This is a genomic window from Sphingomonas sp. Root710 (genome assembly GCF_001429065.1).
In the GTDB taxonomy this organism is placed as follows: Bacteria; Pseudomonadota; Alphaproteobacteria; order Sphingomonadales; family Sphingomonadaceae; genus Rhizorhabdus.
Genome location: NZ_LMIB01000015.1, coordinates 348,024 through 373,997, shown reverse-complemented (window position 1 = coordinate 373,997; position 25,974 = coordinate 348,024). Strand labels below are relative to the sequence as shown.

General features: G+C 63.9%; 26 protein-coding genes. 13 read left to right on the top strand and 13 right to left on the bottom strand.

All coding sequences use genetic code 11. The features are described from left to right. The first annotated feature begins 207 nt into the window (after positions 1-207). The 3 genes from ASE00_RS16865 to ASE00_RS16855 all read left to right on the top strand — a co-directional run bounded on the left by ASE00_RS16865 (position 208) and on the right by ASE00_RS16855 (position 2,139). Entirely contained in the window at positions 208-978 is a 771-nt protein-coding gene (locus ASE00_RS16865) for an SDR family oxidoreductase (RefSeq protein ID WP_056382407.1), read from the top strand. Between the two features lie 36 nt (positions 979-1,014). Then, complete coding sequence (locus tag ASE00_RS16860; RefSeq protein ID WP_162256481.1) at positions 1,015-1,449, top strand: pyridoxamine 5'-phosphate oxidase family protein; 435 nt, start codon at positions 1,015-1,017, stop codon at positions 1,447-1,449. 102 nt (positions 1,450-1,551) lie between these two features. Further along, positions 1,552-2,139, top strand: a complete 588-nt coding sequence (locus ASE00_RS16855; protein ID WP_056382403.1) for a TetR/AcrR family transcriptional regulator — start codon at positions 1,552-1,554, stop codon at positions 2,137-2,139. A 174-nt stretch (positions 2,140-2,313) separates the two neighbouring features. Here the strand turns inward: ASE00_RS16855 and ASE00_RS16850 are convergent, their stop codons facing one another. The 6 genes from ASE00_RS16850 to ASE00_RS16825 all read right to left on the bottom strand — a co-directional run bounded on the left by ASE00_RS16850 (position 2,314) and on the right by ASE00_RS16825 (position 8,650). Further along, positions 2,314-3,501, bottom strand: a complete 1,188-nt coding sequence (locus ASE00_RS16850) for a glycosyltransferase family 4 protein (protein WP_056382401.1) — start codon at positions 3,499-3,501, stop codon at positions 2,314-2,316. 13 nt (positions 3,502-3,514) lie between these two features. Continuing rightward, positions 3,515-4,633 (bottom strand): DegT/DnrJ/EryC1/StrS family aminotransferase, encoded by a 1,119-nt coding sequence (locus ASE00_RS16845; protein ID WP_056382399.1) that lies wholly within the window; start codon positions 4,631-4,633, stop codon positions 3,515-3,517. Further along, the gene (locus ASE00_RS16840) at positions 4,630-5,382 is read right to left on the bottom strand and encodes a class I SAM-dependent DNA methyltransferase (RefSeq protein WP_056382398.1); all 753 of its coding nucleotides are present in this window, start codon (positions 5,380-5,382) and stop codon (positions 4,630-4,632) included. The genes ASE00_RS16845 and ASE00_RS16840 overlap by 4 nt, the downstream gene beginning before the upstream one ends. Then, positions 5,382-5,819 carry a cupin domain-containing protein gene (locus ASE00_RS16835; RefSeq protein ID WP_056382659.1) on the bottom strand — a complete coding sequence of 146 codons (438 nt, stop codon included), beginning with the start codon at positions 5,817-5,819 and terminating at the stop codon, positions 5,382-5,384. Before ASE00_RS16835 ends, ASE00_RS16840 begins: the two co-directional genes overlap by 1 nt. Positions 5,820-5,943: 124 nt before the next feature. Further along, positions 5,944-7,296 carry a CDP-glycerol glycerophosphotransferase family protein gene (locus ASE00_RS16830; protein ID WP_162256480.1) on the bottom strand — a complete coding sequence of 451 codons (1,353 nt, stop codon included), beginning with the start codon at positions 7,294-7,296 and terminating at the stop codon, positions 5,944-5,946. Between the two features lie 28 nt (positions 7,297-7,324). Next, positions 7,325-8,650 carry a flippase gene (locus ASE00_RS16825; protein WP_056382394.1) on the bottom strand — a complete coding sequence of 442 codons (1,326 nt, stop codon included), beginning with the start codon at positions 8,648-8,650 and terminating at the stop codon, positions 7,325-7,327. 236 nt (positions 8,651-8,886) lie between these two features. Here ASE00_RS16825 and ASE00_RS16820 point away from each other — a divergent pair, with 236 nt between their 5' ends. After that, complete coding sequence (locus ASE00_RS16820) at positions 8,887-10,095, top strand: glycosyltransferase (RefSeq protein WP_162256479.1); 1,209 nt, start codon at positions 8,887-8,889, stop codon at positions 10,093-10,095. A gap of 120 nt (positions 10,096-10,215) precedes the next feature. Here the strand turns inward: ASE00_RS16820 and purL are convergent, their stop codons facing one another. The 4 genes from purL to ASE00_RS16800 form a co-directional block, all read right to left on the bottom strand. Further along, entirely contained in the window at positions 10,216-12,399 is a 2,184-nt protein-coding gene (gene purL / locus ASE00_RS16815) for a phosphoribosylformylglycinamidine synthase subunit PurL (RefSeq protein WP_056382392.1), read from the bottom strand. 33 nt (positions 12,400-12,432) lie between these two features. Further along, positions 12,433-12,954, bottom strand: a complete 522-nt coding sequence (locus ASE00_RS16810; RefSeq protein ID WP_056382390.1) for a CinA family protein — start codon at positions 12,952-12,954, stop codon at positions 12,433-12,435. After that, entirely contained in the window at positions 12,951-13,355 is a 405-nt protein-coding gene (locus tag ASE00_RS16805; RefSeq protein WP_056382388.1) for a DUF6766 family protein, read from the bottom strand. Before ASE00_RS16805 ends, ASE00_RS16810 begins: the two co-directional genes overlap by 4 nt. A 90-nt stretch (positions 13,356-13,445) precedes the next feature. Further along, the gene (locus tag ASE00_RS16800; protein WP_056382386.1) at positions 13,446-13,958 is read right to left on the bottom strand and encodes a hemerythrin domain-containing protein; all 513 of its coding nucleotides are present in this window, start codon (positions 13,956-13,958) and stop codon (positions 13,446-13,448) included. A 193-nt stretch (positions 13,959-14,151) separates the two neighbouring features. On the opposite strand from ASE00_RS16800, the gene ASE00_RS16795 reads away from it, so the two are divergent. Genes ASE00_RS16795 through ASE00_RS16765 form a run of 7 tightly spaced genes read left to right on the top strand, consistent with a single transcriptional unit; the run spans position 14,152 to position 19,604 of the window. Further along, entirely contained in the window at positions 14,152-14,745 is a 594-nt protein-coding gene (locus ASE00_RS16795) for an SRPBCC family protein (protein ID WP_082594771.1), read from the top strand. A 4-nt stretch (positions 14,746-14,749) separates the two neighbouring features. Next, positions 14,750-15,937, top strand: a complete 1,188-nt coding sequence (locus tag ASE00_RS16790; RefSeq protein ID WP_056382384.1) for a zinc-dependent alcohol dehydrogenase — start codon at positions 14,750-14,752, stop codon at positions 15,935-15,937. Between the two features lie 10 nt (positions 15,938-15,947). Next, positions 15,948-16,727: an SDR family NAD(P)-dependent oxidoreductase gene (locus ASE00_RS16785; protein WP_056382381.1), complete on the top strand. Its 780-nt coding sequence runs from the start codon at positions 15,948-15,950 to the stop codon at positions 16,725-16,727. Between the two features lie 55 nt (positions 16,728-16,782). Beyond that, positions 16,783-17,166: a hypothetical protein gene (locus ASE00_RS16780; RefSeq protein ID WP_056382380.1), complete on the top strand. Its 384-nt coding sequence runs from the start codon at positions 16,783-16,785 to the stop codon at positions 17,164-17,166. Positions 17,167-17,219: 53 nt separating this feature from the next. Next, on the top strand, positions 17,220-17,750 hold the full coding sequence (locus ASE00_RS16775) for a sigma-70 family RNA polymerase sigma factor (RefSeq protein ID WP_056382378.1): 531 nt from the start codon (positions 17,220-17,222) through the stop codon (positions 17,748-17,750). Beyond that, complete coding sequence (locus ASE00_RS16770; RefSeq protein WP_056382376.1) at positions 17,740-18,495, top strand: anti-sigma factor family protein; 756 nt, start codon at positions 17,740-17,742, stop codon at positions 18,493-18,495. The genes ASE00_RS16775 and ASE00_RS16770 overlap by 11 nt, the downstream gene beginning before the upstream one ends. 17 nt (positions 18,496-18,512) lie before the next feature. After that, the gene (locus tag ASE00_RS16765; RefSeq protein WP_056382374.1) at positions 18,513-19,604 is read left to right on the top strand and encodes a 2OG-Fe(II) oxygenase family protein; all 1,092 of its coding nucleotides are present in this window, start codon (positions 18,513-18,515) and stop codon (positions 19,602-19,604) included. Positions 19,605-19,633: 29 nt separating this feature from the next. Here ASE00_RS16765 and ASE00_RS16760 read toward each other — a convergent pair whose 3' ends face one another. Genes ASE00_RS16760 through ASE00_RS16750 form a run of 3 tightly spaced genes read right to left on the bottom strand, consistent with a single transcriptional unit; the run spans position 19,634 to position 22,883 of the window. Next, a complete protein-coding gene (locus ASE00_RS16760; RefSeq protein WP_056382372.1) occupies positions 19,634-20,260 on the bottom strand; it encodes a hypothetical protein in 627 nt (208 codons plus the stop codon). Then, positions 20,257-22,422 carry a xanthine dehydrogenase family protein molybdopterin-binding subunit gene (locus tag ASE00_RS16755; protein WP_156405475.1) on the bottom strand — a complete coding sequence of 722 codons (2,166 nt, stop codon included), beginning with the start codon at positions 22,420-22,422 and terminating at the stop codon, positions 20,257-20,259. The genes ASE00_RS16760 and ASE00_RS16755 overlap by 4 nt, the downstream gene beginning before the upstream one ends. A gap of 2 nt (positions 22,423-22,424) precedes the next feature. Further along, positions 22,425-22,883 (bottom strand): (2Fe-2S)-binding protein, encoded by a 459-nt coding sequence (locus ASE00_RS16750; RefSeq protein WP_056382368.1) that lies wholly within the window; start codon positions 22,881-22,883, stop codon positions 22,425-22,427. A gap of 210 nt (positions 22,884-23,093) precedes the next feature. On the opposite strand from ASE00_RS16750, the gene ASE00_RS16745 reads away from it, so the two are divergent. Next, positions 23,094-24,086: a ligase-associated DNA damage response exonuclease gene (locus ASE00_RS16745; RefSeq protein ID WP_056382367.1), complete on the top strand. Its 993-nt coding sequence runs from the start codon at positions 23,094-23,096 to the stop codon at positions 24,084-24,086. A 154-nt stretch (positions 24,087-24,240) separates the two neighbouring features. Then, a complete protein-coding gene (locus tag ASE00_RS16740) occupies positions 24,241-25,851 on the top strand; it encodes a cisplatin damage response ATP-dependent DNA ligase (protein WP_056382654.1) in 1,611 nt (536 codons plus the stop codon). Positions 25,852-25,974 lie beyond the last annotated feature (123 nt).

The following is a 25,974-nucleotide window of genomic DNA, read 5'->3' as shown; positions in this document are numbered from 1 at the left end:
ATCGATCCGGCGTTCGTTGACGCCTTAGAGTGCATCCACTTGGATTCGGATGTTCGGGAAGGCGCCGATTTCTCGGGCTGAGGCCCTGCGACAATCCGTCCCGCCATCGTCCGTGGCATGATCTTATTACGCGCGGCATTTCGATAAGTAAACCGCTGTTGACAAAAAACTCCATACACTTATTGGAAGGTGCCGAAAGCGAGGGATATGGTGTTTTCCGGCAAGACTGTGCTCGTAACGGGTGGCGGATCGGGGATCGGCGCGGCAGCCGCGCGGCACCTGGCGGGGCTCGGGGCATCGGTCCTGGTCGCAGGGCGCCGGATGGATGCGCTGACCGAAACCCTCACCGCGATCGCCGCCGATGGCGGAAGAGCGACGGCGTTCAAGGCAGACCTGTCGGTGGAACTGGATGCCGAGGCGATGGTCGCGGCGGCGCTTGCCGCCTATGGGCGGCTCGACTTCGCGGTAAACGCGGCGGGGGCGGCAGGGGTCGGCACGGCGGCCGGATCGGATGTGGCGCTCTTCGATCATATGATCGACGCCAATCTGAAGGCGGCGTGGCTGGCGATGAAATATGAGATCCCGGCGATCGCCGCGGCGGGCGGCGGGGCGATCGTCAACATCGCCTCGCGGGCGGGCCTGGTCGGCACCGCGCATGGCGCGCTGTACAGCGCCGCAAAACATGCCGTGATCGGACTGACCAAATCCGCCGCGCTGGAGGCGGCATCATCGGGGGTGCGGATCAACGCGCTATGCCCCGGGCCGACCCGCACCGCTCAATTCGACCGCATCATCGAGGCGGCGATGCCCGGCACCCCGATCGACGAGGCGGTGGCGATGTTCGGCGCGAAACTGCCGCTCGGCCGGATCGCCGATCCCGATGAGGTCGCGCAGGCGGCGGCGTGGATGCTGAGCCCGGCGACCGCATTCATGACCGGGGCGGCGGTGCCGCTCGATGGCGGCAGCGGCGCGGGCTGACGCCCAGCGAATTTGCAAGAATATAGGAGAATGAACATGGCGATTGATCTGAGCGGCGACCCAACCAAGGCGATCGACAAGGCCTATGAGCGCGGCCACCCGGTCGCGCTCGCCTATGTCGACGAGCAGGGCAAGCCGTGCCTGTCGCTGCGCGGCAGCGCGCAGGTGCTCAACGCCGATCAGGTTGGCCTGTGGGCGCGCAAGACTGACGAGGGGCTGGCAAAGGCAATCCGCGCCAACCCGCAGGTATCGCTGCTGTTCTTCGGTGAGATAGAAGGCGGCGGGAAAATGCTGCTGACCGGGCAGGGCCGTGCCCATGCAGACCCCGCGCGCAACGACGAGGTTTATGACGGCATGATCGAGAATGAGCGCAAGTTCGACGCCGACAAGAAGGGTGTTGCGGTGATCATCGACGTCGACGCGCTGTCGGGCATGTCGCTGGCGACCGGGCCGTTCAGTCAATCGCGCTAGAATCACCGGCCCGCCCTTTCGTGGGTCAGGGTGGGGGCGGGCATTTTGTATGCACTCCATGGTCGGCGCTTGTTTCGGCGCAGCGGAGTGTTAACAGAGTTTATGGCCAAAGCCCCGGTGAAGCAGACGCGGCCGCGCGACGCGGAAATGACGCAGGCGAGGATTCTCGATGCGGCGCAGATCGTCTTTTCGCAGCACGGCTATGGCAGCAGTGGCGTGCGCGACATCGCCCAACTGGCCGACGTCAATCCGGCGCTGGTCTCGCGCTATTTCGGCGGCAAGGAAGCGCTGTTCGAAAAGGCACTGGAGAAGACCCTCAACATCTCGCCGATGATGTCGGTGCCGCTGGACCGGTTCGGCGAAAATCTGATGCGCGAATTGCATGACGACGACGCCAATTCGGTCCGGTCGGCGGCGATGTTCGCGCTGTCGATTGGCGACCCGCAGGCGCGCGAGATATCGGTCGAACTGATGCGCAAGAAGATCATCGAGCCCCTGGCGGAGGCCTTTGCCTCCGATGACGACAGCGCGGGCGCACGGGCGCGGATCGTCGCGATATTGTCGCTCGGCTATACGGTGATGCGCATCCTGGTGCCGATGCAGGAAGACGAGGCCGATCAGGACGCCTTCGTCAGCAAATGGCTCGGCGAAGTGCTGCAGGACATGGCCAAGCCGCCCCAAAAAAGCTGAGCCGGCAGCGTCAGACGGCCAGGGCCGATCGACATTCAGGATTCCCAAAAGGGCTGACCTCCAACATCCACATGCTCGCTGACCTATGACAGTAAAGGGTGACGCCAGGCGATCGCTCGGATCGAGGCGCGGGCGGTGATCCGGTTATGATGAATGTCGATCCGGCGTAGATGTTTAGTCGCGGCCCCAGCAGCGCCTGATTGACGCAAATTGCTCGAGAAGGCGCGACAGTTCGCCTTCGGCGGCGGTTCTTGCAGTTTCCAACACCCTCGCTCTTTCGCGCCCGGCAGCGATGAGCCGCTCGCGCGTCTGCGGACTGTCACACTCGATCATCGCGTCCGCAATGGACGTCGCGCTCGACGGGTCGACCAGAAGGGCCGCATCGCCCACCTGGCCTTTGAGGAAGTCCGAATAGATGACCGGGATGCCCAGGCTCCATGCTTCGAGCGGCGGAATATTGGTGGGGCCGAAATAGGTGGGCATCAGCAGTGCCGACGCTCCCTCATAGAGCCCCTTTATATCGCCTGCATCGACGAAGCCGAGGATTTTGACCTGATCCGCAAGCATGTTCCGGGCGACATAGTCGCTTATATGGGAAAGATTTCCGTGGTCCTTACCCGTGAAAACGACGCGCGGTTCGATCCCGCGCTGGCGCAAGAGGATGAGCGCGTCGAGTATGGCGACGTGGTTTTTGTGCGCCCAGAATTGCGCCGGATAGTAGAAATAGCCCGGCGTCAGATGATGTTTGTCGAGGGTGGCGCTTTGCCGAACCGGTGAAGCCGTTCCCAGGAAGGGCGACGGCAGGAAGGGCATGGCGATAATGCGCGCCGGAGCCACGCCATACAGGTCCGCCAAACGATTGGAGAGTTCCGGCGAGTCGGCGATGACCGCTGCGGCCCGCGGCAGCACGCTTGCGTAGAGCCGATCGCGGACGAGAAATTCGCCAAAATCCCGGACCTCGGGAAATTCGGGCCAGTCCCGGTGGCATATATCCCAGACGGTGGCGATGTAATTCAACCGCTGCAACGCCTTGGACAGGCCCGATGGCGCCACGAAATAGACGAGGTCGCAACCCGCCGCTTCGAGACGCCTTTCAAATGCCGAGCGCAGCCTTAGCCGGGATTGGAAGGTTTCAAATCTCGACAACAGCGTTGCCACCAGCCGATCGCGCCATCCATAATGATAATATGATGCCGCGATCCCCAGTTGCTGGAGAAAGCTTATATTCTCTTCGACGAAGGTGATGACTTCGAACTCGAAGCGGTCGAGGCTGATCCTGTGCATCTGAACGATGGCGTTCAGCGCCTGATTGAAGCCTCCCCCGGCGTCAATCCGATAATCCAGGACAGCGACTATCTTCACGATTCAATCGCCCTCAGCCGAAAATCCGCGACATCGCCGCGACCACCTGCTCCATCTGTCCTTCGGTGAGCGCCAGCCCGCTGGGCAAGTAGAAGCCGCGAGCATACATTTTTTCCGCATGGGGCAGGGTTAGGTTTTCGAACAAGCCCTGACGCCGCAATACCGGTTGTTGATGCATTGGATAGAAGAATGGGCGGGTGCCAATCCCTTCGGCGGCGAGGCGCTTCATCGCTTCAACGGCATCCATCGGAATATCGTCGCCAAGAATGATACCGAACACCCAGTAGATGCTCCTGGCATATCCGGTTTCCGATAAAGGCAATTGTATAGACGGGATGCGGCTCAGCCGTTCCTGATAGAAGGCGCCCATCCGCCGTTTGCGGCCCACGAACTCGTCGAGGCGCTCGAGTTGGGCCAGGCCGAGCGCGGCTTGCATGCTGGTCATCCGCAGATTCCAGCCCAGCCGCTCATGGACAAATCGCCGGTTGGGCTCGAAGCAGAGATTGCGCAAGCTGCGGCACTGGTCGGCGAGGTCGGGATCGTCGGTGACGATCATACCGCCTTCGCCTGTCGTGATGTGTTTGTTCGGATAGAAGCTGAACGTACTCAGGTCGCCGAAGCTTCCGCAGGGTTTTCCCCGGTAAAGCTGTCCGTGCATCTGCGCGGCGTCCTCGATCACCCGCAACCCGTACTTCCGCGCCAGATCGAAGATTGGATCCATGTCTACGGGGAGACCGTAGATGTGAACGGCCATAATGGCTTTCGTTCTCGCCGTGATCTTCTCCTCGATCGCGGTGACATCCATATTCCACGTCAGGGGATCGCTATCGACGACGACGGGCGTGGCGCCACTGCGGATGATCTGTCCGATGCAGGAGATAATGGTGAAGGACGGGAGGATCACCTCGTCGCCTGGGCCAATGCCGAGAGCCTCTACCGCAGCATCGAGCGCTGCGGTTCCATTAGAAACCGCAATGCCATATTTGCGCCCGACGCTTTGTGCGAACTTTTCTTCGAATTCCCGGACCATCGGGCCCTCGGACGAAATCCATCCGCTCCGTAAGCAGGCGACGAGATAATCTTCCTCCCGGCCATCCAGCAAGGGCTCGTTGACAGGAACGAAATCGCTCATGGCCCAACAGCCCGCATGGTAAAACAGACACCCCAGGTGTCGGTGCCTGGCGCAGCACCCGTACCGAACTCCTCCGCTCCGATCCGCTCGAACCCGGTGGCAGCCGCCAAGAGATCAATCTCCGTGAGAGTGAAGTGCCGCATGGCGTGAACCTCCTCGAACGTCGAAGTCAGGCCGGTTTCGCGATTCTTGACAAAAATGGAATATTTGACGTCAACCCGGCTGTCGTTCGGATAGGACTCCGGTTCGGCGATACGAAGCACCTGGCAATCCCGGTCGGCCACGCGCTTGACCCGAACTTCGGGCTGCTGGGCCAGCACCGCGGGTGTGTACCAGACATCGAAGATGAAGACGCCCCCGTTCGTGAGATGTTCTCTTGCCCTAGACAAGACCTCCCGCAGGTCTTCGATATCGGTCAAATAGCTGATCACGTGGAAAAGCGAGAGGACGGCATCGAACGTCTTCCCGACGCGCGCGTGCCGGATATCTCCCTGTTCGCACGTGAAAGACGGCGTGGTCACGGCCTGCGCCACCATGTCCGAACTTCGTTCGATGCCGTGCACCTCGAAGCCCGCTTCAGCGAGCAGTCGTCCGTGCTTCCCGGTTCCCGACCCGAGCTCGAGCAGCCGGCCGCCGCGGATATTCTGTGCCGCCAGCAGCTTCAGGACATATCGAACTTCGCCATTATAGTCTTTGTCTGCATAGAGCAGATCATAATAACGACTATACTCACTGAAGGCTAAGGCCACTACTCGTTATCCTTGAGCAAGATATCGGAGGGATCGGCCGAAGCAAAGCGCGTTTTATCATGTTCGCCAGCGTAGGGGCCTTGCTTCACCTCTATGATCTCGCTCTGTTCAAGCATTTCGAATCCATGTCCGCCGGAGGCTAGCAGAATGACATCATTCGGGTAGAGGATTCTGCTCTCCAGATAGGTTTTGCCTTGGCTATAGAAATCCACACGAACCTTGCCGGATTTTATGAATAACACCTCACTAGTATATAATACCTCTCGGCGCGCCAAATTGTGGACGTGCGGAGGAATCGCATAGCCAGCGGGCCGATTCATGTAACCCAGTTGCTGAGAGTAGCTATCAGGCGTGAAGAACTCGATGCCATCCTTCACATAGTTGCTGCGCAGGATAATCGCCAGTTGCTCCCCATCCTCTGCGATATACTCTATCATGGCATCTCCGATAGATTGCACGTCAATGCAGGACATGGATGGGGTGGAAGGGTGGGGAGCACTTAGTAAATTCCAAATGGCGGGGCAAACAGCAAAATATGGCGGGTTTTCGGGCCATGGCCCTTTAAAGCCAGCGCGAGCATCGAACCTCAGACGAGCTTAGCGAAGACCGTAGCTCCGAAATCAAGATCCGCGACGAACTTTCAATTTCCTGATTGAATATCAGACGCGAAAGCCCGTTGCGTTGCGCGATCAACGCGTCGTTTCCATTCAAGACCACATCGGAAACGAACCGCTCGATGCCTTCCGCAGTGTCCGCATGATGATAGCTGGCGATGATCGCCTCTCCGAGCTCATTATACCCTACCGAACCTTTCGATCTCAGAACGAGGACCGGCTTGGCAGACGGAAGATACTCGGCCAGAAACGAACCGGAATCCGTGATCATCGCGCTCGATGCACGAAACATGTTGATATAATTGCTCTCCGTAGAGCAGGCCGTATTGTCCTGGTGGCACCACCATTCATAATATTTTTCAATCTCGATTGCTGGCAGGAAGCCTATTTCCTCAAGATGATAACGTAGCCGTTGATGAGGGCGAAATATCCACATCAGCTCCGGCCGCGACGCGGCAAGGCGCTGGAAGTCCCGATAATATCGATCGAATGTTGAATAGCCGAGATAGTCGTCCTGGACCGACCAATGCGGCGCCCAGATCACTATTTTTTTCCCAGCCTCGAGAGCACCGACCACCTTAGGGTCGAGGCCTGCCGTCTTGTCGGAACGCCGATATTCATCGAACTTGGGATAGCCGCTGACGACGATGTTCGCGGCATCGCGTTTTCCATATTTCGCGAACTGGGCCTTATGCCAATCGGTCTCGCAGAAAACCCTCCACGCAATGTTGTGCAGGAGCTGGTTGAAATGCCCATCATGGGCGTTCGCGACCTTGAAGCCATAGGGAACGTAGCAGATCAAAGATCTCTTCGAGAGTTGCTCATAGCTCCAGTCTCCGGGAAGACCGGGATGAGGCTGGTCGACGAAGACGATCGAACCGTCGGTGATGATCGTCGTGCAGGACGCGATGGTTCCGTCATCGGTAGCGCCGGATATGATCCTTACCCCCAGTCTTCCGAATTCGGCCAGATTTTTTGCCAGGCTAACCCGATGAGGCGTGCTTGAATCTTCGGTGTTCGGCATGACGACTACATAGGGGTCGAAATCCTCGCTCTCCCACAGCAGGTCGTAAAATGCCTGGAGGCCCCACAGCTGGCTCTGCGTGAAGACGAAATAAATCTTCGTCTTTTCGTTCGCGGACCGCTGCCGGGCGATGCGTTCGCGCACCCGACCCTGATCAGCCAAGATGTTGCGTTCGACGGCCCGATTGCGGCGTTCGTCGAACAGCGATCTGACTTTCCTGAGAAGGGGGATTCGTCGCAGGATAGGCTTGGTTACCTCGTACATGGCCTTGGTCATATGCATCGGGTCTTGGATCCGCTCGGGCTCAACGACGCGCCTGACGCGCCAGATCGAGCACCAGCCGGTTCGCGAACAAGGCGCGCATCTGCATAGTGAAAACCGGCCTCGTCCGGCGATTGACGATATTGAAGAACATGCATGACGCGGCCTGGGAGAAAAGCGTGGCGAATGCCGCACCGATCGGGCCGTATCTGGGGATGCAATACAGGTTCAGCGCGATATTGACGACGACGCCGCACAACGTCCGATATACCGCATATATCTGAAGGTTTTCGGCGAGGAACCATCGCCCGCTGGCAAGCGACAGGAAGACGAAAACCGCTCCCCATGTGTGTATTGCCAGCACCGTTGCGGATTCATGATATTGGGGGCCGAACAGCAGCCATATGATCCAGTTTGCGCTAAAGGTGACGAGGATCGCGACCGAGACGCCGAGCAGGGCCATGACATCGTGCAGATGCTGCAGCTTGGAGAGATACAGTGCCTCATCGGTCTTTTTAGCTTCAAGCAGGGCCGGGAAGAGTGACGACACGATCGCGACCGGAATGAAATACCAGATTTCGCTGATGCGTACCGCCGCCGAAAATATGCCCACCGCCGCGTTGCCCAGCATTTCGCCCAGCATGAGCTGATCGATGCGCATGTAGACGATGACGGCAAGGCTGGAGACGAGCTGGGGCCAGCTTTCGCTGAGCAGCCAACGCGCCTGCTCAAGGCTCATTCGCCACCGGCCAAAATCGCCGCCCATTCGCCGGTAGGTGAGCAGCAAGCCGGTACTGACGATAATCGCCTCGACCATCACGATCACCGCGAACCAGATGAGACTGGCGCCCGCCAGCATCAGGCCGATTCTCCCGGCTGCCGAGATGAACAGGGCGCTATTTTCTACGAGGACGACGTATTTCGCCTCTACTCTGGATTCGAACCAGTATTTTATCGTGTCGGTGGAACGGAAAAACATGGCGAGGCTGAGGATCAGCACCAGAGCCTTGGCCAGATCGTCGTGCGGCCGGACCACCGTTATCGCGATGAGGGCGAGAAGCAGCGTTGTCGCAGCGGCTACGATCTGGATAGCGAAGGAGGTGCCGATTATCTGATCAGCGGAGTCCGGTGATCTGATGATCTCCCGGACCGTTATGCCGTTCAGCCCCGCCGCAGCGATAGGGGTAATCAGTGCGACAAAGGATAGCGCGTAGTTGAACTGGCCATATTGATCGACACCGAGATAGCGGGCCATCCATGCGCCGACTACCACGCCCAACGCCATGCGGATCACGCTGTCCGCAGACAGCCATGCCATGTTGCGTACCGTCTTGGGGAGCGCTGGCCGGCCAGCGAAGCGGCGGCGCATAATTCTCGGCAACATGCTTTATCCTGGGTACGGGCCCGCACCGATTCAGAACGATGAGGGAGGCGGTGTTCTCCACTTCCGCGATCAAGTCAAATGCAGGTCGCTTGACAGCAGGGCCCGTGCTCAGCCTATTGCGCCCGGGCAGGGCTGGTGGTGTGTGTCCTGACCCCTTTGGGCGTGGCGAGTTGCCTCGCAGTCTAACCGTCGACCGCCGCGATCCGTGCAGGAGTGCCACCTTGACTGCGGAAGATTGTCCTTCGGTGCTTTACTATGCTGATATCCATGCCCCGGAGGTCACGAAGCTACGGGCGATCAAGCGGAATTACAGCGCAGCAGGCACCTCGAAGGTCTTGGCCATCGCCGCAGGTCTGAATGAAAATGGCTATTCGGTGAGGATAATAAGCCCGGCTTCGGTGTGCGAGCGCGCGGGCGGGATACATCCGAGGCATCACGAAGTCGTCGAACGGCGGCGGCACCCGACCAGCATCGTATCGGTGTCCAATATAGACAATCGCCTTTTGCGACCGTTCTGGAGCTTTTGCGCCGTTGCGGCGGAGCTATGGACCACCCTCCGCCATGCGAGACCGGACCTGGTCATCGTGTACAATCTATCGCTGGAATCCCTGCTGATCGGGATATCCGCCAGACTGAAAAACATTCCGGTCGTGCTGGAATATGAAGATTCGGCGACCACGTTCCGAACCGGACGAGGTTGGCGATTGAAGAGTGTTTTCCGGCTTTACGAGATCATCTTCGGTTTTCTGGCAGATATGGTTTTTGCGCCCAGCGAGACACTCGCGCGAACCGTGAAGTCGCAACGTTCGCTGCATATCGCCGGCGTGCTCGGGGGGGACATCACGAAGGACCGGGCGTTCTCTCGTACAGACGATGCCGGGCCGGCACCCGGACGAGGTGTCAGGCTCATCTATGCCGGCGGGATCGATCGCTCGAAGGGCATCGTCGATTTCGTTCGTACGCTCGATCAGGTCGATAGAAAAATCGAGCTCGATATATATGGCGGAGGGCCGGAGGTCAGCGCGCTTGAGGACGCGATCCGGGGGAGCCGGCATAGAGTGCGCTTTCATGGCATGGTTCCACGCTCCGAGCTCCTGCTTGCCATGTGCTCAGCCGATATGGCCATCGACCCGCATCATCCCGAGATGCATGCGGGGGGCAGCTGGCCTTTCAAGGTCATAGAGTATCTCGGCACCTGCGGTACTGTTCTGACCTCGAGTTATCGCGATGCACCCGCCGACATCCGCCCCCATCTCTTTCCTCTTGATGTCCTGGACCGGAAGGTCTGCGCCGAGCAGATCGCAGCTTATGTCGATCAGGCCGAAGCCCTTGCCCATTCTCGCGAACAGCGGATAGCGGCGGCGCATCAGTTATACTCGGCTGCTTCGGTCGCATCGCGCATCTTGGACCTTGTCAGGCGGAGGGTTTAGGCCGGATCGGCATTCAGCCCATACCGGCCTGCAAATGGCAGTTTTCGAGCGTGGATTACCCCTCGGCCACCCTTCGGGCGGTCCCTCTTCCCTGTCCTACGGACAGGAAAGATTTTTTGGTTACGCGCCCATCAACTCCGGGAAGAAGCCTTCATGTGCGCTGCGCAGGTCGGCGAGCGCCACGCCCGCGACCTTGTCGCCGCCGGTGGTGCCGAGGCGGCGGGCGGTGACGCCGGCAGTTAATGCGGCGGCCAGGATGGCGTCGGCGTTGGCGGTGGTGACGAGGTAGCGGGCCTGGTCCTCGCCGAAGGCTTCGGGGTGGCCAAGATCACCGATGTCCGCGCCTATGTTGCCGGCGAGCGCCATTTCCGCGACCGCGACGAGGAGTCCGCCGTCGGCGATGTCGTGGACCGCGCTGACTTGTCCATTCAGGATCAGGTCGCGGACGAAGTCGCCGTTGCGCTTTTCCAGGTCGAGGTCGACCGGGGGCGGGGGGCCGTCTTCGCGGCCGGCGATATAGCGCAGCCACAGCGACTGGCCGAGATGGCCGCCGCCGGCTTCGCTGTCGCCGATCAGGACGATATGTTCGCCCGCCGCCTTGAAGGCGAGGGTCGCCATCTGGTCGACGTCGGCGAGCAGGCCGATGCCGCCGATCGCCGGGGTCGGCAGGATCGCGCTGCCCGAGCCGTCGTCATTCTTGGTTTCGTTGTAGAGGCTGACATTGCCCGAGACGATCGGGAAGTCGAGCGCCGAGCAGGCCTGCGCCATGCCTTCGATCGCGCCGACGAACTGGCCCATGATCTCGGGCCGTTGCGGGTTGCCGAAGTTCATGCAGTCGGTGGTCGCGAGCGGCTTCGCGCCGACCGCGGTGATGTTGCGCCAGCATTCGGCGATCGCCTGCTTCCCGCCCTCTACCGGATCGGCGAAGACATAGCGCGGCGTGCAATCGGTGCTGATCGCGATGCCCTTTTTCGAGCCATGCACGCGGACGACGGCGGCGTCGCCGCCGGGGCGCTGGACGGTGTCGGCGCCGACCATGTGGTCATATTGTTCCCAGATCCAGCGGCGGCTGGCGAGATCGGGGGTCGCCATCAGGGCGAGGAGATTGTCGGCGATCGTGCCCTTGGGCGCGACGTCGCCGAGTGGTGCGCGCGGCGGGGTCTTCACCCAGGGGCGGTCATAAGCGGGGGCCTCGTCGGCGAGCGGGCCGAGCGGGATGTCGCAGACGACCTCGCCATTGAAGCGCAGGATCATGTGGCCGGTGTCGGTGACGCGGCCGATCACCGCGAAGTCGAGCTCCCATTTATGGAAGATCGCCTCGGCCTCGGCCTCGCGGCCGGGCTTGAGCACCATCAGCATCCGCTCCTGCGATTCCGACAGCATCATCTCATAGGGGGTCATGCCGGTCTCGCGGCACGGCACGGCGTTCATGTCGAGCTCGATGCCGACCCCGCCCTTCGACGCCATCTCGACCGAGGAGGAGGTGAGGCCCGCCGCGCCCATATCCTGGATCGCGACGATCGCGTCGGATGACATGAGCTCGAGGCAGGCTTCGATCAGCAGCTTCTCGGTGAAGGGATCGCCGACCTGGACGGTGGGGCGCTTCTCCTCCGAATCCTCGGAGAAGTCGGCCGACGCCATCGTCGCGCCGTGGATGCCGTCGCGGCCGGTCTTCGACCCGACATAGACGATCGGATTGCCGACGCCCGAGGCGGCGGAATAGAAGATCTTGTCGGTTTCCGCGACGCCGACAGTCATCGCGTTGACGAGGATGTTGCCGTCATAGGCGGGGTGGAAATTGACCTCGCCGCCGACGGTCGGCACCCCGACGCAATTGCCGTAGCCGCCGATGCCGTGGACGACGCCCGAGATGAGGTGGCGCATCTTCGGGTGATCGGGACGGCCGAAGCGCAGCGCGTTCATGTTGGCGACCGGCCGCGCGCCCATGGTGAAGACGTCGCGCAGGATGCCGCCGACGCCGGTCGCCGCGCCCTGATAAGGCTCGATATAGCTCGGGTGGTTGTGGCTCTCCATCTTGAAGATGGCGGCCTGGCCGTCGCCGATGTCGACCACGCCGGCATTCTCGCCGGGGCCGCAGATGACCTGCGGGCCGGTGGTCGGCAGCTTCTTGAGGTGGATGCGGCTCGATTTGTAGCTGCAATGCTCCGACCACATCACCGAGAAGATGCCCAGCTCGGTCAGATTGGGCGTGCGGCCCATCGCATGCAGGATGCGCTCATATTCCTCGGGGGACAGGCCATGCTCGGCGACGACTTGCGGGGTGATGGCGGCGGAATCGGTCATGCACGCGCCGATAGCGATTTGGAGCGCGCGCGCCTACCCCCCTGATCGCGCCTCGACGGCCTCCCGCAGCATCTCCAGCGCGATCCGCATGCAGGCGATGCGGATGGGCCCGCGCGGCAGCGGGCCGAGATGGACCTCGCGATGCGCGACCGGACCGTCGCGCACCGCACAGGCGAAGTGCACCAGGCCCTGCTCGTCATTGGGACCGGCGGGCCCCGCGAAACCGGTAATGGCGAGCGCGACATCGCCATGCGAGGCGGCGAGCGCGCCCGCCGCCATCGCGCGGGCGACCGGCTCGCTGACAGCGCCGCAATCGTCGATCATCGCCTGCGACAGGCCGAGCAGCTCGCACTTGGCGGGCTCGCTATAGGTAACGAAGCCGCGTTCGAAGGCGTGGCTCGCGCCTTCGACATCGGTGAGCAGCGAGGCGAGCATGCCGCCGGTGCAGCTTTCGGCGGTGACGAGGCTGATGTCCTTCGCCGCCGCGCGTTCGAGCAAGGCGTGGGTGAGCGCCTCGACGTCGCCGGGCATGGTGGCGGAGAGCGTCTCGGTCATTCGGCCACCGGGGGCTCGTTGTGGCCGTGCGGCTGGGCATGGCCGTGGGTGCGCAAATAGCGGTGGTCGAGATCGGCGATGATCGCCTCGCCCTTCTCGCCGCTCAGCTTGAGCAGCGCATCAACCTTGGCTTCGAGCCGGTCGTCATTCTCCTTCGACGCTGGCGATCCGACATAGAGAAAATAGGCGAGGCCGACGACCTGCCAGATCAGCTGGAGGAATTCGGACTGCCAGTTCTCGAAGGTGTCGCGGCCCATCTCGACGAGGTAGCTGGAGACCTGGACGACCTGGCCGTGCTGGGCCGCGTCGTCGACATAGGCGTACCAGCCGAAGATCCAGTGCAGCGCGATCGAGATGAGGAAGAAGGCGGCGGTGAGCCAGCCATAGGCATAGCGTTTCATGGGCGTGCTCCCGGATGCGCCGTCCGGAGGCGCGGAACCGGGGACGGCGAAACGCCGCCGCCCGGCGCGCACCGGGCGGCGGAAACGAAATCAGGCAGTGACGAGGTTGACCGCGCTGGGCTTCGCGATCGGGAGGCCGCCGGCCTTGGCCTGCGCCATCAGCTCCTGCTTGCGGGCGAGCATCTGATCGCGGAGCGCGACGAGATCGACATCGGTCGCGCGCGCCTGGGCGAACATGCCCTCCTTGGGCATCTCCTCTTCCTTGACGTGGTGCTTGATCTCCTCGGACAGCACGGTGACCTTGGCGTCATAGAAATCGGCATCGGGTCCGGCGCTCTCGAGGTCATTGATCAGCACCTTGGCCCCGTCATGCTCGACATAGGCTTCGTCGAGCGTGTCGTCCTCGATCTTGCCGCGCAGCGCGGGATAGAAAATCTCCTCTTCGAGCATCGTGTGGATCTTGAGCTCGGTGCAGATCTGACGGCACAGCTTTTCCTTCTGGGTCGAGCTGCTGGTCTTCTCGAATTTCTCGAACAGCTCCTCGACCGTGCGGTGATCGGCCTTGAGCAATGCTATCGCGTCGGTGAACTCCTGTTGCGCCATGATCGTAGCTCCTCTTGCAGTTCGCCGTCCAACGCTTCGTTTCACCGCTGGTGCCCTCTGCGAGCGATTCTCAGGGATCGACTAACCTGCATCAAGCGATTGCCAGAAAAGTAAAATCATCGCCGGAACGATAGGAACGGCGCTGTGCTCTGCACGGTTCTCCCCGCCTATTCACCACAGCGCGGAGGAAGTTATGGGCGATGCCCGCGATTCCGATATCAGGGACGATGCGCCGCTGACGGCGTCGAAGCGCGGCGACGCGGCCGACGAGGCCACCGCTGCGCTCGTCGAACCCAAGGGCGACACGCTGATCGGGCGGACCGTGACGATCAACCGCCCGCGCGCCGAGCTCTATGCCTATTGGCGCGACTTCGCGAAGCTGCCGAGCTTCATGGACAATGTCGTGCGGGTCGATGTCGTCGATGACGCCCGCTCGCACTGGGTGGTCAAGGCGCCTGGCGGAAAGACCGTCGAGTGGGACGCGGTGATCACCGAGGAGCGCGAGGGCGAGACGATCGCCTGGGCGTCCACGGAGGGCGCCGACGTGCCGAACAGCGGGCGGATCGACTTCCGCGACGCGCCGGGCGGGCGCGGCACGGTCGTCACCGCGACGATCGTCTATGATCCGCCCGCGGGCGTGGTCGGCAAGCTGATCGCCAAGATGTTTCAGCGCGAGCCCGCGATCCAGGCGCGGCGCGACCTGCGCCGCTTCAAGCAGCTGATGGAAACCGGCGAGATCGCCACCGCCGCGCGCACCCGCGCCGCGCGCGAAGAAGAGAAGGACTGAGCCGATGCGCGCACTGACATGGCACGGCAAGCATGACGTCCGCATGGAGACGGTCGACGATCCCGAGATCGTCAACCCGCGTGATGCGATCATCAAGATCACGTCGACCGCGATCTGCGGGTCGGACCTCCACCTTTACGATCATTATATCCCGACGATGCAGAAGGGCGACATCCTGGGCCACGAATTCATGGGCGAGGTGGTCGAGACCGGGCCAAAATCGACCTTGCAGAAGGGGCAGCGCGTCGTCGTCCCGTTCACCATCTCGTGCGGCAGCTGCTATCATTGCGGCAAGCATCAATATTCGGCCTGCGACAACGGCAACCCCGTCGATAACCAGGACATCGCGATGGAGCTGTACGGCCAGCCGATGGCGGGGCTGTTCGGCTACAGCCACATGACTGGCGGCTATGCCGGCGGCCAGGCCGAATATGTCCGCGTGCCCTTTTCAGACGTCGGCCCGATCGTCATCCCTGACGGGGTCGAGGACGACAAGGTGCTGTTCCTGTCGGACATATTGCCGACCGGATGGATGGCGGCGGAGAATGCCGAGATCGAGCCGGGCGACACCGTTGCGGTGTGGGGTTGCGGCCCGGTCGGGTTGTTCGCGGTCCAGTCGGCCTTCCTGATGGGCGCGGAGCGGGTGATCGCGATCGACCATTCCCCCCGGCGGCTGGAACTCGCGAAGCGCTTCGGCGCGGAGACGATCAACTTCGAGGAGAGCAAGACCTATGAGGCGCTGATGGAGATGACCGGGGGCATCGGCCCCGACGCGGTGATCGACGCGGTTGGCCTGGAGGCGCACGGTTTCTTCTTCGACAATGTCATCGACCAGATCAAGGCGTCGACCTTCCTCGGCACCGACCGCATCCATTCGATCCGCCAGGCGATCGTCGCGTGCCGCAAGGGCGGACGAGTGTCGATGCCCGCAGTCTATGGTGGCATCGTCGACAAATTCCCGCTTGGTGCGCTGATGGAGAAGGGGCTGACGCTCAAGACCGGCCAGACCCATGTCCAGCATTATATGCCCGGGCTGCTCAATGCGATCATGGAGGGCAAGGTGGATACCACCTTCCTGATCAGCCACCGCTTGCCGCTCGAACGGGCGCCCGACGGCTATCGCATGTTCCACGACGAACAGAATGACGTGACCAAGATCGTGCTGAAACCCGGCATGACCGTGGCGCAGTAAGGAGAGACCAATGGCCGAAAAATTCGCGATCGTGACCGGGGCGTCGACCGGTATCGGCTTCGAACTGGCAAGCATTGCCGCCGAGCAGGGTTATGACCTGCTGGTCGTCGCCGATGAGCCGCTGATCGACGCAGCGGCCCGCGACTTTCGCAAACATGGCGTCGATGTGCAGTCGGTCGAGGCTGACCTGGCGACGATCGAGGGCGTCGACCGCCTGCTCGAAGCGGCGGGCGGACGGACGATCGATGTGCTATGCGCGAATGCCGGGCGCGGGCTGGGCCGCGGGTTCCTCGAGCAGGATCTGGACGACTGGCGCCGCGTCGTCGACACCAATATCACCGGCACGGTCTATCTGCTGCAGAAGGTGCTCCGCGATATGGCCGCGCGGGGCGAAGGGCGCGTGCTGGTGACCGGTTCGATCGCGGGCTACATGCCTGGCAGCTTCAACGCGGTGTACAATGCCACAAAGGCGTTCATCGACAACTTCACCGATGCGATCCGCAACGAGCTGAAGGAGGTCGAGGGCGTGACGATCACGACGCTGATGCCGGGCCCGACCGAGACCGAGTTCTTCGACCGCGCCGACCTGCTCGACACCAAGGTGGGACAGCAGGAGAAGGACGACGCCGGCAAGGTGGCGCGTGACGGTTGGGCGGCGATGATGAAGGGCGAACGCCACATCGTGTCGGGCTGGAAGAACAAGGTCCAGCAGACGGTCGCCAACGTCACGCCCAATTCGACGCTCGCCGAAATGCACCGCAGCCTGGCCGAGCCCGGCAGCGATCAGTGACATGGGAGCCTCTGCCCCGCTGCGGCGTTTCAGGGCAAGGCAGGGAGAGGATGCGATGGACAAGAATGATATCGGCCGCGCGATCGGCGTGGCGAGTCTGGCGTTCGGGATCACCGACATGCTGTTCGGCCGCCGGTTCGGCCAAGGCATCGGCGCGGGTTCGGAGATGGGCGGGCGGCTGTTCCAGATCGTCGGCGCGCGCGAAGTCGCGACGGGGATCGCCGGGCTGATGGCGCCAGCCAGTGCGGCGCCAGTGCAATGGCGGCTGGCGGGCGATATGTTCGACCTCGCTGCGCTCGGCTATATCGCCGCGCCGGCCAATCCGAAGCGCAAGATGGCCTTCCTCGCGCTGGGCATCGTCGCGGCTGTCGCGGCAGCCGACCTGCTGGCCGCGCGCGCGCTGAAGGGCTCGAACCGCGGGCGTTCGACCAAGGCCTGACAAAATAATCGATCGCCGATGGAATAGGACGGCGGCCACGGCGTAGATGCCGCATGGACCGCTGGACCACCGCCGACATCGAGGAGCAGCTGCCGCGTCTGCGCGGCTATGCGCGCGCGCTGACCCGTGACATCGCGGCGGCGGACGATCTGGTGCAGGAGGCACTGCTGCGCGCCTATGAGCGGGCGGCGACCTATCGGCCGGGCAATTCGCTGCGGTCCTGGCTGTTGTCGATCGTTCACAACCTCTTCATCGACCAGAAGCGCCGTGCGGCGAGTGAGCTGAAGCGCAACGCGCGGCTGATCGACGGAACCCGGCCGGCGATCGCCGAAGGCGAACAGGAGCAGGTGGTGTACCTCGCCGAAGTCTCGGCGCGCTTCGCGGCGCTGCCCGAGGAGCATCGCGCGGTGCTCAGCCTGATCGGCGTCCAGGGACTGAGCTATCAGGAAGCCGCCGCGGCGCTGAGCGTGCCGGTCGGCACCGTCATGTCGCGGCTTCACCGCGCCCGCGCCGCGCTGCGCGAACCTGAAGCGGCCAGCGAACCGGGTCGGCTCCATATCGTCGGAGGCAGAGATGTCAGCTGAAACGATCACCGAGGCCGAAATACACGCTTATCTCGACGGCGAGCTCGAACTCAGCCGGCGCTACGCGGTCGAGGATCATCTCGCCCAGCATCCGGCCGACGCGGCGCGCTTCATGGCCGACCTGCGGCTGCGCACCGCGCTGCGCATGCTCGCCGCCGAGGCAGGCGAGATTCCGCCCGCGATGAGTGCCGCCGCGGCCCGGCTGGCGGCGCGGCTCAACGAAGCGCCGCTGCACCGCCTCCGCCAGTTCTTCGGCGGATCGGGGGCGCGCGGGCTCGCCGCCGCGGCGATGCTGGTCCTGATCCTGATCCCGGCGCGCAACGTGCTGGCCAGTCCGCCCGAATTCGTCGGCGACGCGGTCGACGCCTATCGCACCGGCCTGCTGCGGGCGCATATGGCGTCGCAGATCGAAAGCCCGCTTTTCGATGCCAAGGAAGTGCAGCGCACGACCCATATCCGCCTGCCGAAGCTGCCGCCGCGCTGGGTGGTCACCGACGCGCAGATATTCCCGTCGGAGGAGGGCCCTGCGCTGCAACTGATGGTCAGCACGCCGTCGGCGGAGAAATTGTCGATCTTCGCGGTGCGGGCGGACACCGACTCCCCCGAGCAGCCGACCACGGTGCGGCATGAGGGGACATCGGTTGCCTATTGGAGCGAAGGCGACATGTCCTATGCGCTCACGGGCAACGGCACGCCCGAAAAGGTCGATTCGGTGGCCGACGACATCGCCGCGGACCCGAGCTGACGGATTAGGCGACGCGCATGACCGTACAGTTCAGCGCGGGTGATCCCGCACCGTGGTTCCGCGCCGCCTCGCTCGACGGGCGGCCCGATTTCGCATTCGATACTGCCGCCGGCCGCCATATCCTGCTGCTGTTCGCGGGGAGCGCCGGATCCGAAGCGGGGCAGGCCGCGCTGCGCATGATAGCCGCGCGACGCGCGCTGTTCGATGATCGTCACGCCTGTTTCTTCGGAGTGACGTGCGATCCCGACGACGCCGCCGCCGGGCGCATCGCCAAGTTGATGCCCGGCGTTCGCTGGTTCCTCGATTATGACGCCCGCGTGTCGCGCGGTTATGGCGCGGTGGGCGCGGACGGGCGCTACCGTCCGTTCTGGCTGTTGCTCGACCCCGCGCTGCGCGTGATCGATCGCGCTGGCATCGCCGAGGGGGTACGGCTGTTCGACCGGCTGGCCGCGCTCGCCGGCGAACCCGAGGACATGAGCATCGCGCCCGTGCTGGTCGTGCCCCGGATCTTCGACCCGGCCTTATGCCGCCGGCTGATCGATCTTTATGACGCCCATGGCGGCAAGCCGTCAGGATTCATGCGTGAAGAGGAGGGCAAGACGGTCGGCACGCTCGACAGCAGCTTCAAGCGGCGATCCGACTTCCATCTCGACGACGAGCCCGAATTGCGCGCACTGATCAACGCGCGGCTGCTGCGAACCCTGGTTCCGCAGATCCAGCGCGCTTTCCATTTTCGTGTCAGCAGGGTCGAGCGCTACGTCGTCGCCTGCTATGACGGCGACGGCAAAGGCGGCTTTTTCCGCGCCCATCGCGACAACAGCACCACCGGCACCGCTCACCGACGCTTCGCCTGCACGATCAACCTCAACGCCGAGGACTATGAGGGCGGCGAACTGCGCTTTCCCGAATATGGCAACCGGCTGTACCGCGCGCCGACCGGGGGCGCGGTGATCTTCTCCTGTTCGCTGCTGCACGAGGCGATGCCGGTGACGCGCGGACGGCGCTATGCCTATCTGCCCTTCTTCTATGACGAGGCGGCGGCACAGGTCCGCGAAGCCAATGCCAAAAGCGGCAAGGTTTCGGAGAAACTGGCGAACTACCGCGCATAGCCCCACTCAGCCGGGTTTCGAATCCGGCCTCAGCCTGCCGGGCAGACGGCTCCGCTTTTCGCCCAGGCTTCGAACAATGCGCCGAACTGCGCCTGGGTACCAGGCGCGGGGGTGCGCTTGCCGCCCGGGTTCCAGCCCCAGCCGACCAGTTCGTCCTCGGCCATATGGTGGATCAGCTCGGGCATCGACCTGCCGCCGTTGCGGCTCTTGTCCTTGATCTGCACGCAGATCTCGCCGAGCGTCTTGCCCTGCCACGCCATCTCGGCGGGGGCGAGCTGCCATTTCGGGTTGCCAGGCACGCCCGCGGGATCGAAATTGCGGTCGTGATGGCAGGTCTGGCAGCGCAGGCCGGGCGCGCCCATGCCGCTATCGCCGCGAACCACCCACGGCATGTGCGGGCGCATCGTGTCGGTCTGGGTCGGCCGGTCGGTGCGCGGGTGGCAGTTGAGGCAGCGCGGATGCTGGAGCACCTTGCCGACCTCCTGGAATAGGGCGAGCGAGCGCGCCTTGCGGTCCTTGATTGCGGCGAAGTCGGACAGCGGCTTCAGGCTGGCCGCCATCGGCGGCGCGGCGACGTCCTTGCCGGCGGCGATCGCGGCGCCGGCGGCTGCGGCGAGCAGCAGCGCGGCTGCGGCGGTGAGGCGAAGCGCGCTCATGCGGTCCGCACCATCGGCAGGCGGCTGGGCCGGGCGTGGCCCAGCGCGGCCATGGCGTTGGCGACCGCGGGCGCGAGCGGCGGAACCCCCGGCTCGCCGATGCCGGTCGGCGCTTCGGCCGACCTGACGATCACCACTTCGATGTCCGGCATCTCATTGATCCTCAGCGAACGATAGTCGTTGAAATTGGAGACGGCGGGCAAGCCGTCCTTCAGCGGCACCTCGGCATAGAGGGCATGGCCGAGCGCATAGCCGACGCCGCCTTCGACCTGGGCGCGGATGATGTCGGGATTGACCGCGACGCCGACATCGACCGCGGCCCAGACCTTGTGCACCCGGGGTTCGCCATTATCGCCGACCGACACTTCGGCGATCTGCGCGACGAAGCTGTTGAAGCTCTCCACGACCGCGACACCGCGCGCGCGTCCATCGGCGGGCTGCGGCCCTTTCCACTGCGCGAGTTCGGCCACCGCCTTGAGCACGCCGGCCGCCCTCGGGCTGCCGCCCATCATCGCGAGGCGTCCGGCAACCGGATCCTGTCCGGCCGCGGCGAGGAGCTGGTCGACGAAACATTCGACCGCATAGCCGGTGTGGGTATGGCCGACCGATCGCCACCACAGGGTGCTGACCGGGGAATCGGCGATGTGGACGTCGCAACGGAAGTCGGCCAGATCATAAGGCGTGCGGGACGCGCCCTCGCTCATGATCGGATCGACCCCGTTCTTCATGACCGCAGCCTCGAAGGGCGATCCTTTCATGAAGGACTGCCCCACCAGCGTATTGTGCCAGGCGACGATCTTGCCGTCCTTCACCGCGCCGCGGAGGCGGTGGACGAACATCGGCCGATAATGGCCGCCATGGATATCGTCCTCGCGGGTCCAGACCAGCTTGACCGGCGTACCGACGGGCATCGCCTTGGCGACCTCGGCGAGTTCGACCGCCAGATGCGCATTCGGGGTAGCCCGACGGCCGAAGCTGCCGCCCGCGAGCATGGTCTCGATCTCCACCTTGTCGGGCTTGATCCCGAACACGCCGGCGATCGCGCCCTGGTCGATCGTCTGTGCCTGCGAGCCGAACCGGGCCCGCGCGGTGGCGCCGTCCCAGACCATGAAGCCGTCGAGCGGTTCCATCGGCGCATGGGCGAGATAGGGGAAGGCGAACGCAACCTCGATTACCTCGGCGCCCGGGGTGGCCAGCGCGGCATCGACATCGCCATTTGCCTTGTGGACCAGCCCCGGCGTGCGGGACTTTTCGAGATATTCGGCGATCATGGCGTCGGAACTGCGCATCTCCGCCTGGCCGTCATCCCAGGCGAGGGCGAGCGCCTTGCGGCCCTTCAATGCCGGCCACATGCCCGTCGCGTAGACGGCGACACCGCTGCTGACCTGCTTGACCGCTACGACGCCCCTCACCTTGAGCGCCTCGGTGGCGTCGAAGCGCACCAGCTTGCCGCCGAACCGCGGGCTGCGCGCGACGACAACGGTGAGCATGTCCGGTGCGGCGATGTCGATGGTGAACTTGGCGCGGCCGGTCGCCTTGTCGGCGCTGTCGACCTTGGGCGTGCCGCTTGGCTTGCCGATCAGCCTGAACGCCGAAGGGTCCTTGAGCCTCACCTGCCTGGGCACCGGCAGCTTGGCGGCAGCGGCGGCAAACTGCCCGAAACGGGCGGATTTTCCGCTTGCCTTATGGCTTATCACACCCTGTTCGACGCCGATGCCGGCGGGGCTGACCTTCCATTCGGCGGCGGCGGCCTGAACCAGCATCGCGCGCGCCATCGCGCCCGCGCGGCGCATCTGGTCGTAGCAATTGGCGATCGCCGACGACCCCCCGGTGAGCTGCGCGCCAAGCAGGGTGTTCGCATAGATCGCGACGTTGGCGGGCGAACTGACGGCACGCATCTGCGCCCAGTCGGCGTCCAGCTCCTCGGCGGCGATCGTGGCTAGGCCGGTATACGGCCCTTGGCCGAACTCGATATGCTTGCTGATGATCGTCACGCTATCGTCCGCGCCGATGCGGATGAAGGCGTTGGGATGGATCGGCGGCGGTCCCTTGGCCGGCTCGGCTGCGCGTGCGTGTCCAAGCGGCAGGCACATGCCTATGGTGAAGGCACCGGCGGCTTTCAGCGCGTCGCGGCGGGAAAAGCGGGTGTCGTGTGCGCCCATCGTCAAGCCTCCAGCGCCTTGGCCGCGTCCTTGATCGCGGCGCGGATACGGACATAGGTGGCGCAGCGGCAGATGTTGCCGTTCATCGCCAGATCGATGTCATGATCGCTGGGCTTCGGATTCTCGCGCAGTAGCGCCACCGCGCTCATCACCTGGCCCGATTGGCAATAGCCGCATTGCGGCACGTCCCGCGCGACCCAGGCGGCCTGCACTGCCTTGGCCTCGGGCCCATCGACCGCCTCGATCGTGGTGACTTCGCCGCTGACCGCCGACACCGGGATCGAGCAGGAGCGCATCGGCTGCCCATCGACATGGACGGTGCAGGCGCCGCACATCGCGACACCGCAGCCGAATTTTGTGCCGGTGAGGCCGAGGTCGTCGCGGATAACCCAGAGCAGCGGGGTGTCGTCGTCTACATCGATGCTGCGCTCGGCACCGTTGACTTTGAGCGTGAAGGCCATGGCGGGGGATCTCATGTTACTGTTGGTAACATCCTATCGGCCGATTTCGCGCTTGTCACCGGTCTGCTTCGCCGGCCGGCCGGCCCAGTCTTGCGCATTCGGCTCGGCGCTTTCGAAAATCGCCTATTCGGCTCCGGCAGGGCCGCATGGTTCGCGCAGCGCGCATCCCGGTGGATGGAACCGTCGCGCCGGGCTATCGTCTAGCTTGTGATGAGTCATTGGATCGAGGCTTCACCACAGGGAATCTATGTCCGTCCGGCGGACGCGTGGATCGATCCGTCGATCCCGGTCGATCGCGCGCTGATCACCCATGGCCATGCCGATCATGCCCGCGGCGGCCATGGCATGAGCTGGGCGACGCCCGAGACTTTGGCGATCATGGCGCTGCGTTACGGCACCAGTGCGGGGACGCCGGTGGGCTATGGCGAAAGCATCCGGCTGGGCGGGGTCGACATCAGCTATGTGCCTGCGGGGCATGTGCTGGGGTCGGCGCAGATATTGCTCGAACATGCCGGCGAGCGTGTGGTGGTGACCGGCGATTACAAACGGCGCGACGACCCGACCTGCGCGCCGTTCGAAATAACCCCCTGCGACATCTTCATCACCGAAGCGACCTTCGGCCTGCCCGTGTTCCGTCACCCCGAGATCGGACAGGAGATGGACCGGTTGCTCGGCGCGCTGCACGCCGCGCCCGAGCGCTGCGTGCTGGTCGGGGCCTATGCGCTGGGCAAGGCGCAGCGGGTAATCGCCGAGCTGCGCGCGCATGGCCACGGCGACCCGATCTACATCCACGGGGCGATGGAGCGCATGTGCGATCTCTATCGCGACTTCGGGGTCGATCTGGGCGAGCTTCGCCCGGCGACGGCGGCGAATGCCGCCGAGATGCGCGGCAAGATCGTCGTGTCGCCGCCCTCCGCACTCAACGACCGCTGGTCGCGGCGGCTGCCCGATCCGATCACCGCGATGGCGTCGGGGTGGATGCGGGTGCGCCAGCGCGCCCGGCAGAAGAATGTCGAACTGCCGCTGGTGATTTCCGACCATGCCGACTGGGACGAGCTGACCGCGACGATCCGCGAGGTCGCGCCGTCCGAAATCTGGGTGACGCATGGCCGCGAGGAGGCGCTGGTCCACTGGTGCGGGATGCATCAGATGCGGGCGCGGGCGCTGGCGCTGGTGGGCTATGAAGATGAGGACGAGGGGTGAGGGCGCGGAAAAATAACATCACCGCTCATCCTGAGGAGGGGACTGAGCGAAGGCGAAGGCGCCGTCTCGAAGGATCCTTCGAGACGCCACTTCGTCAGGCTCAGTGGCTCCTCAGGATGAGCGGTTTGGGGATAGGTTGGAGCGGCGCGTTCTGATGCACGCCTTTTCCCAACTGCTAGACGGACTCGTTTACACCCGCTCGCGCAACGCCAAGCTGGCGCTGATCGCCGACTATATGCGCGAGGCGCCTGATCCAGATCGCGGCTGGGCGCTGGCGGCGCTGACCGGCGACCTGAGCCTGCCCGCGGTGAAGAGCGCGGCGATCCATGCGATCGTCGACGAGCGGGTCGATCCGATGCTGTTCCGGATGAGCCGCGACTATGTCGGCGATCTTGCCGAGACCGTAGCACTGATCTGGCCTAAACGGATCGACCAGCCCGCCGAGATCGACGACGGATCGCTGAGCCTGTCGGCGGTCGTCGAGCGGCTGGCGAAGCTCGGCCGCGCCGATGCGCCTGCCGCGCTGGGCGAGATGCTCGATCATCTCGACGCGAGCGGGCGGTTCGCGCTGCTCAAGCTGGCGACCGGCGGGTTGCGGGTCGGCATCTCGGCGCGGCTCGCCAAGACCGGCGTCGCACAGGCGTTCGGGCTGGACGTCGATGCGGTCGAAGAGGTCTGGCACGCGCTGAAGCCGCCTTATGCCGAACTGTTCGCCTGGGGGCAGGGCGGCGAGAGGCCCGATCCGCGTGGCACGCCCTTCTTCCGGCCGTTCATGCTCGCGCATCCGCTCGAGGACGGGACGGTCGACCTTGCCGACTATGCCGCCGAGTGGAAATGGGACGGCATCCGCGTCCAGATCGTCGGCGTGGGCAGTGAGGTTCGGCTCTACAGCCGGGCGGGCGACGACATCACCGCGACCTTTCCCGACATCGCCCGCGCGGCCGAAGGGATCGACGCGGTGCTCGATGGCGAGATGCTGGTGCGCGGCGAGGCACAGGGCGCGGCCGAGCATGGCGGGTCGGCGGCGTCGTTCAACGCGCTGCAGCAGCGGCTGGGGCGCAAGAATGTCTCGGCGAAGATGCTGAGCGACTATCCCGCCTTCGTCCGGCTCTACGACCTGTTGATCGACGGTGGCGACGACCTGCGCGAATTGCCCTGGACCGCTCGGCGCGAACGGCTCGAAACCTTTGCCGCGCGGCTCGATCCGGACCGCTTCGACATATCGGCGGTGATCGCGGCACGCGACTTCGACGAGCTGGCCGAGACCCGCGCCGGCGCACGCGACGCGGCGATCGAGGGGGTGATGCTCAAGCGCCGCGACAGCCCCTATGTCGCGGGCCGGCGCGCCGGCCTGTGGTATAAATGGAAGCGCGACCCGCTGACGATCGACTGCGTGATGATGTATGCGCAGCGCGGGCATGGGAAGCGATCGAGCTTCTATTCGGATTATACCTTTGGCTGCTGGTCGGACGATCCCGCGCAGGGCGGTGAGCTGCTGCCCGTCGCCAAGGCCTATTCGGGGTTCACCGACGAGGAGCTGAAGTGGCTCGACAGCTTCGTGCGCAACAACACGCTGAACCGGTTCGGGCCGGTGCGAGAGGTCGAGAAGACGCTGGTTGTCGAACTCGCCTTCGACAGCGTCCATGACAGCAAGCGGCACAAATCGGGGATCGCGACGCGCTTTCCCCGGATCGCCCGGATCCGCCGCGACAAGCCGCCAGAGGAAGCCGACACGATTGCCAATCTGCGCAAGCTGATCACCTGATGCGTCCCGCGCGCGGAATCGGAATTCGAATGCGATTTCAAGAGGAAATCACATCGAAAATGGCGGAATAGCGCGCTTTTCTGTTGCAGTAATGTGACAGGTCCGAACCGATATGCTGACCCT

What these genes read in the sequence shown, in the direction of transcription:
- ASE00_RS16865 (WP_056382407.1), top strand. Translation starts at nt 208, where the DNA reads ATGGTGTTTTCCGGCAAGACTGTGCTCGTAACGGGTGGCGGATCGGGG.
- ASE00_RS16860 (WP_162256481.1), top strand. Translation starts at nt 1,015, where the DNA reads ATGGCGATTGATCTGAGCGGCGACCCAACCAAGGCGATCGACAAGGCC.
- ASE00_RS16855 (WP_056382403.1), top strand. Translation starts at nt 1,552, where the DNA reads ATGGCCAAAGCCCCGGTGAAGCAGACGCGGCCGCGCGACGCGGAAATG.
- ASE00_RS16845 (WP_056382399.1), bottom strand. Translation starts at nt 4,633, where the DNA reads ATGAGCGATTTCGTTCCTGTCAACGAGCCCTTGCTGGATGGCCGGGAG.
- ASE00_RS16835 (WP_056382659.1), bottom strand. Translation starts at nt 5,819, where the DNA reads ATGATAGAGTATATCGCAGAGGATGGGGAGCAACTGGCGATTATCCTG.
- ASE00_RS16830 (WP_162256480.1), bottom strand. Translation starts at nt 7,296, where the DNA reads ATGACCAAGGCCATGTACGAGGTAACCAAGCCTATCCTGCGACGAATC.
- ASE00_RS16825 (WP_056382394.1), bottom strand. Translation starts at nt 8,650, where the DNA reads ATGCGCCGCCGCTTCGCTGGCCGGCCAGCGCTCCCCAAGACGGTACGC.
- purL (WP_056382392.1), bottom strand. Translation starts at nt 12,399, where the DNA reads ATGACCGATTCCGCCGCCATCACCCCGCAAGTCGTCGCCGAGCATGGC.
- ASE00_RS16810 (WP_056382390.1), bottom strand. Translation starts at nt 12,954, where the DNA reads ATGACCGAGACGCTCTCCGCCACCATGCCCGGCGACGTCGAGGCGCTC.
- ASE00_RS16805 (WP_056382388.1), bottom strand. Translation starts at nt 13,355, where the DNA reads ATGAAACGCTATGCCTATGGCTGGCTCACCGCCGCCTTCTTCCTCATC.
- ASE00_RS16800 (WP_056382386.1), bottom strand. Translation starts at nt 13,958, where the DNA reads ATGGCGCAACAGGAGTTCACCGACGCGATAGCATTGCTCAAGGCCGAT.
- ASE00_RS16795 (WP_082594771.1), top strand. Translation starts at nt 14,152, where the DNA reads ATGGGCGATGCCCGCGATTCCGATATCAGGGACGATGCGCCGCTGACG.
- ASE00_RS16790 (WP_056382384.1), top strand. Translation starts at nt 14,750, where the DNA reads ATGCGCGCACTGACATGGCACGGCAAGCATGACGTCCGCATGGAGACG.
- ASE00_RS16785 (WP_056382381.1), top strand. Translation starts at nt 15,948, where the DNA reads ATGGCCGAAAAATTCGCGATCGTGACCGGGGCGTCGACCGGTATCGGC.
- ASE00_RS16780 (WP_056382380.1), top strand. Translation starts at nt 16,783, where the DNA reads ATGGACAAGAATGATATCGGCCGCGCGATCGGCGTGGCGAGTCTGGCG.
- ASE00_RS16775 (WP_056382378.1), top strand. Translation starts at nt 17,220, where the DNA reads ATGGACCGCTGGACCACCGCCGACATCGAGGAGCAGCTGCCGCGTCTG.
- ASE00_RS16770 (WP_056382376.1), top strand. Translation starts at nt 17,740, where the DNA reads ATGTCAGCTGAAACGATCACCGAGGCCGAAATACACGCTTATCTCGAC.
- ASE00_RS16765 (WP_056382374.1), top strand. Translation starts at nt 18,513, where the DNA reads ATGACCGTACAGTTCAGCGCGGGTGATCCCGCACCGTGGTTCCGCGCC.
- ASE00_RS16760 (WP_056382372.1), bottom strand. Translation starts at nt 20,260, where the DNA reads ATGAGCGCGCTTCGCCTCACCGCCGCAGCCGCGCTGCTGCTCGCCGCA.
- ASE00_RS16755 (WP_156405475.1), bottom strand. Translation starts at nt 22,422, where the DNA reads ATGGGCGCACACGACACCCGCTTTTCCCGCCGCGACGCGCTGAAAGCC.
- ASE00_RS16750 (WP_056382368.1), bottom strand. Translation starts at nt 22,883, where the DNA reads ATGGCCTTCACGCTCAAAGTCAACGGTGCCGAGCGCAGCATCGATGTA.
- ASE00_RS16745 (WP_056382367.1), top strand. Translation starts at nt 23,094, where the DNA reads ATGAGTCATTGGATCGAGGCTTCACCACAGGGAATCTATGTCCGTCCG.
- ASE00_RS16740 (WP_056382654.1), top strand. Translation starts at nt 24,241, where the DNA reads ATGCACGCCTTTTCCCAACTGCTAGACGGACTCGTTTACACCCGCTCG.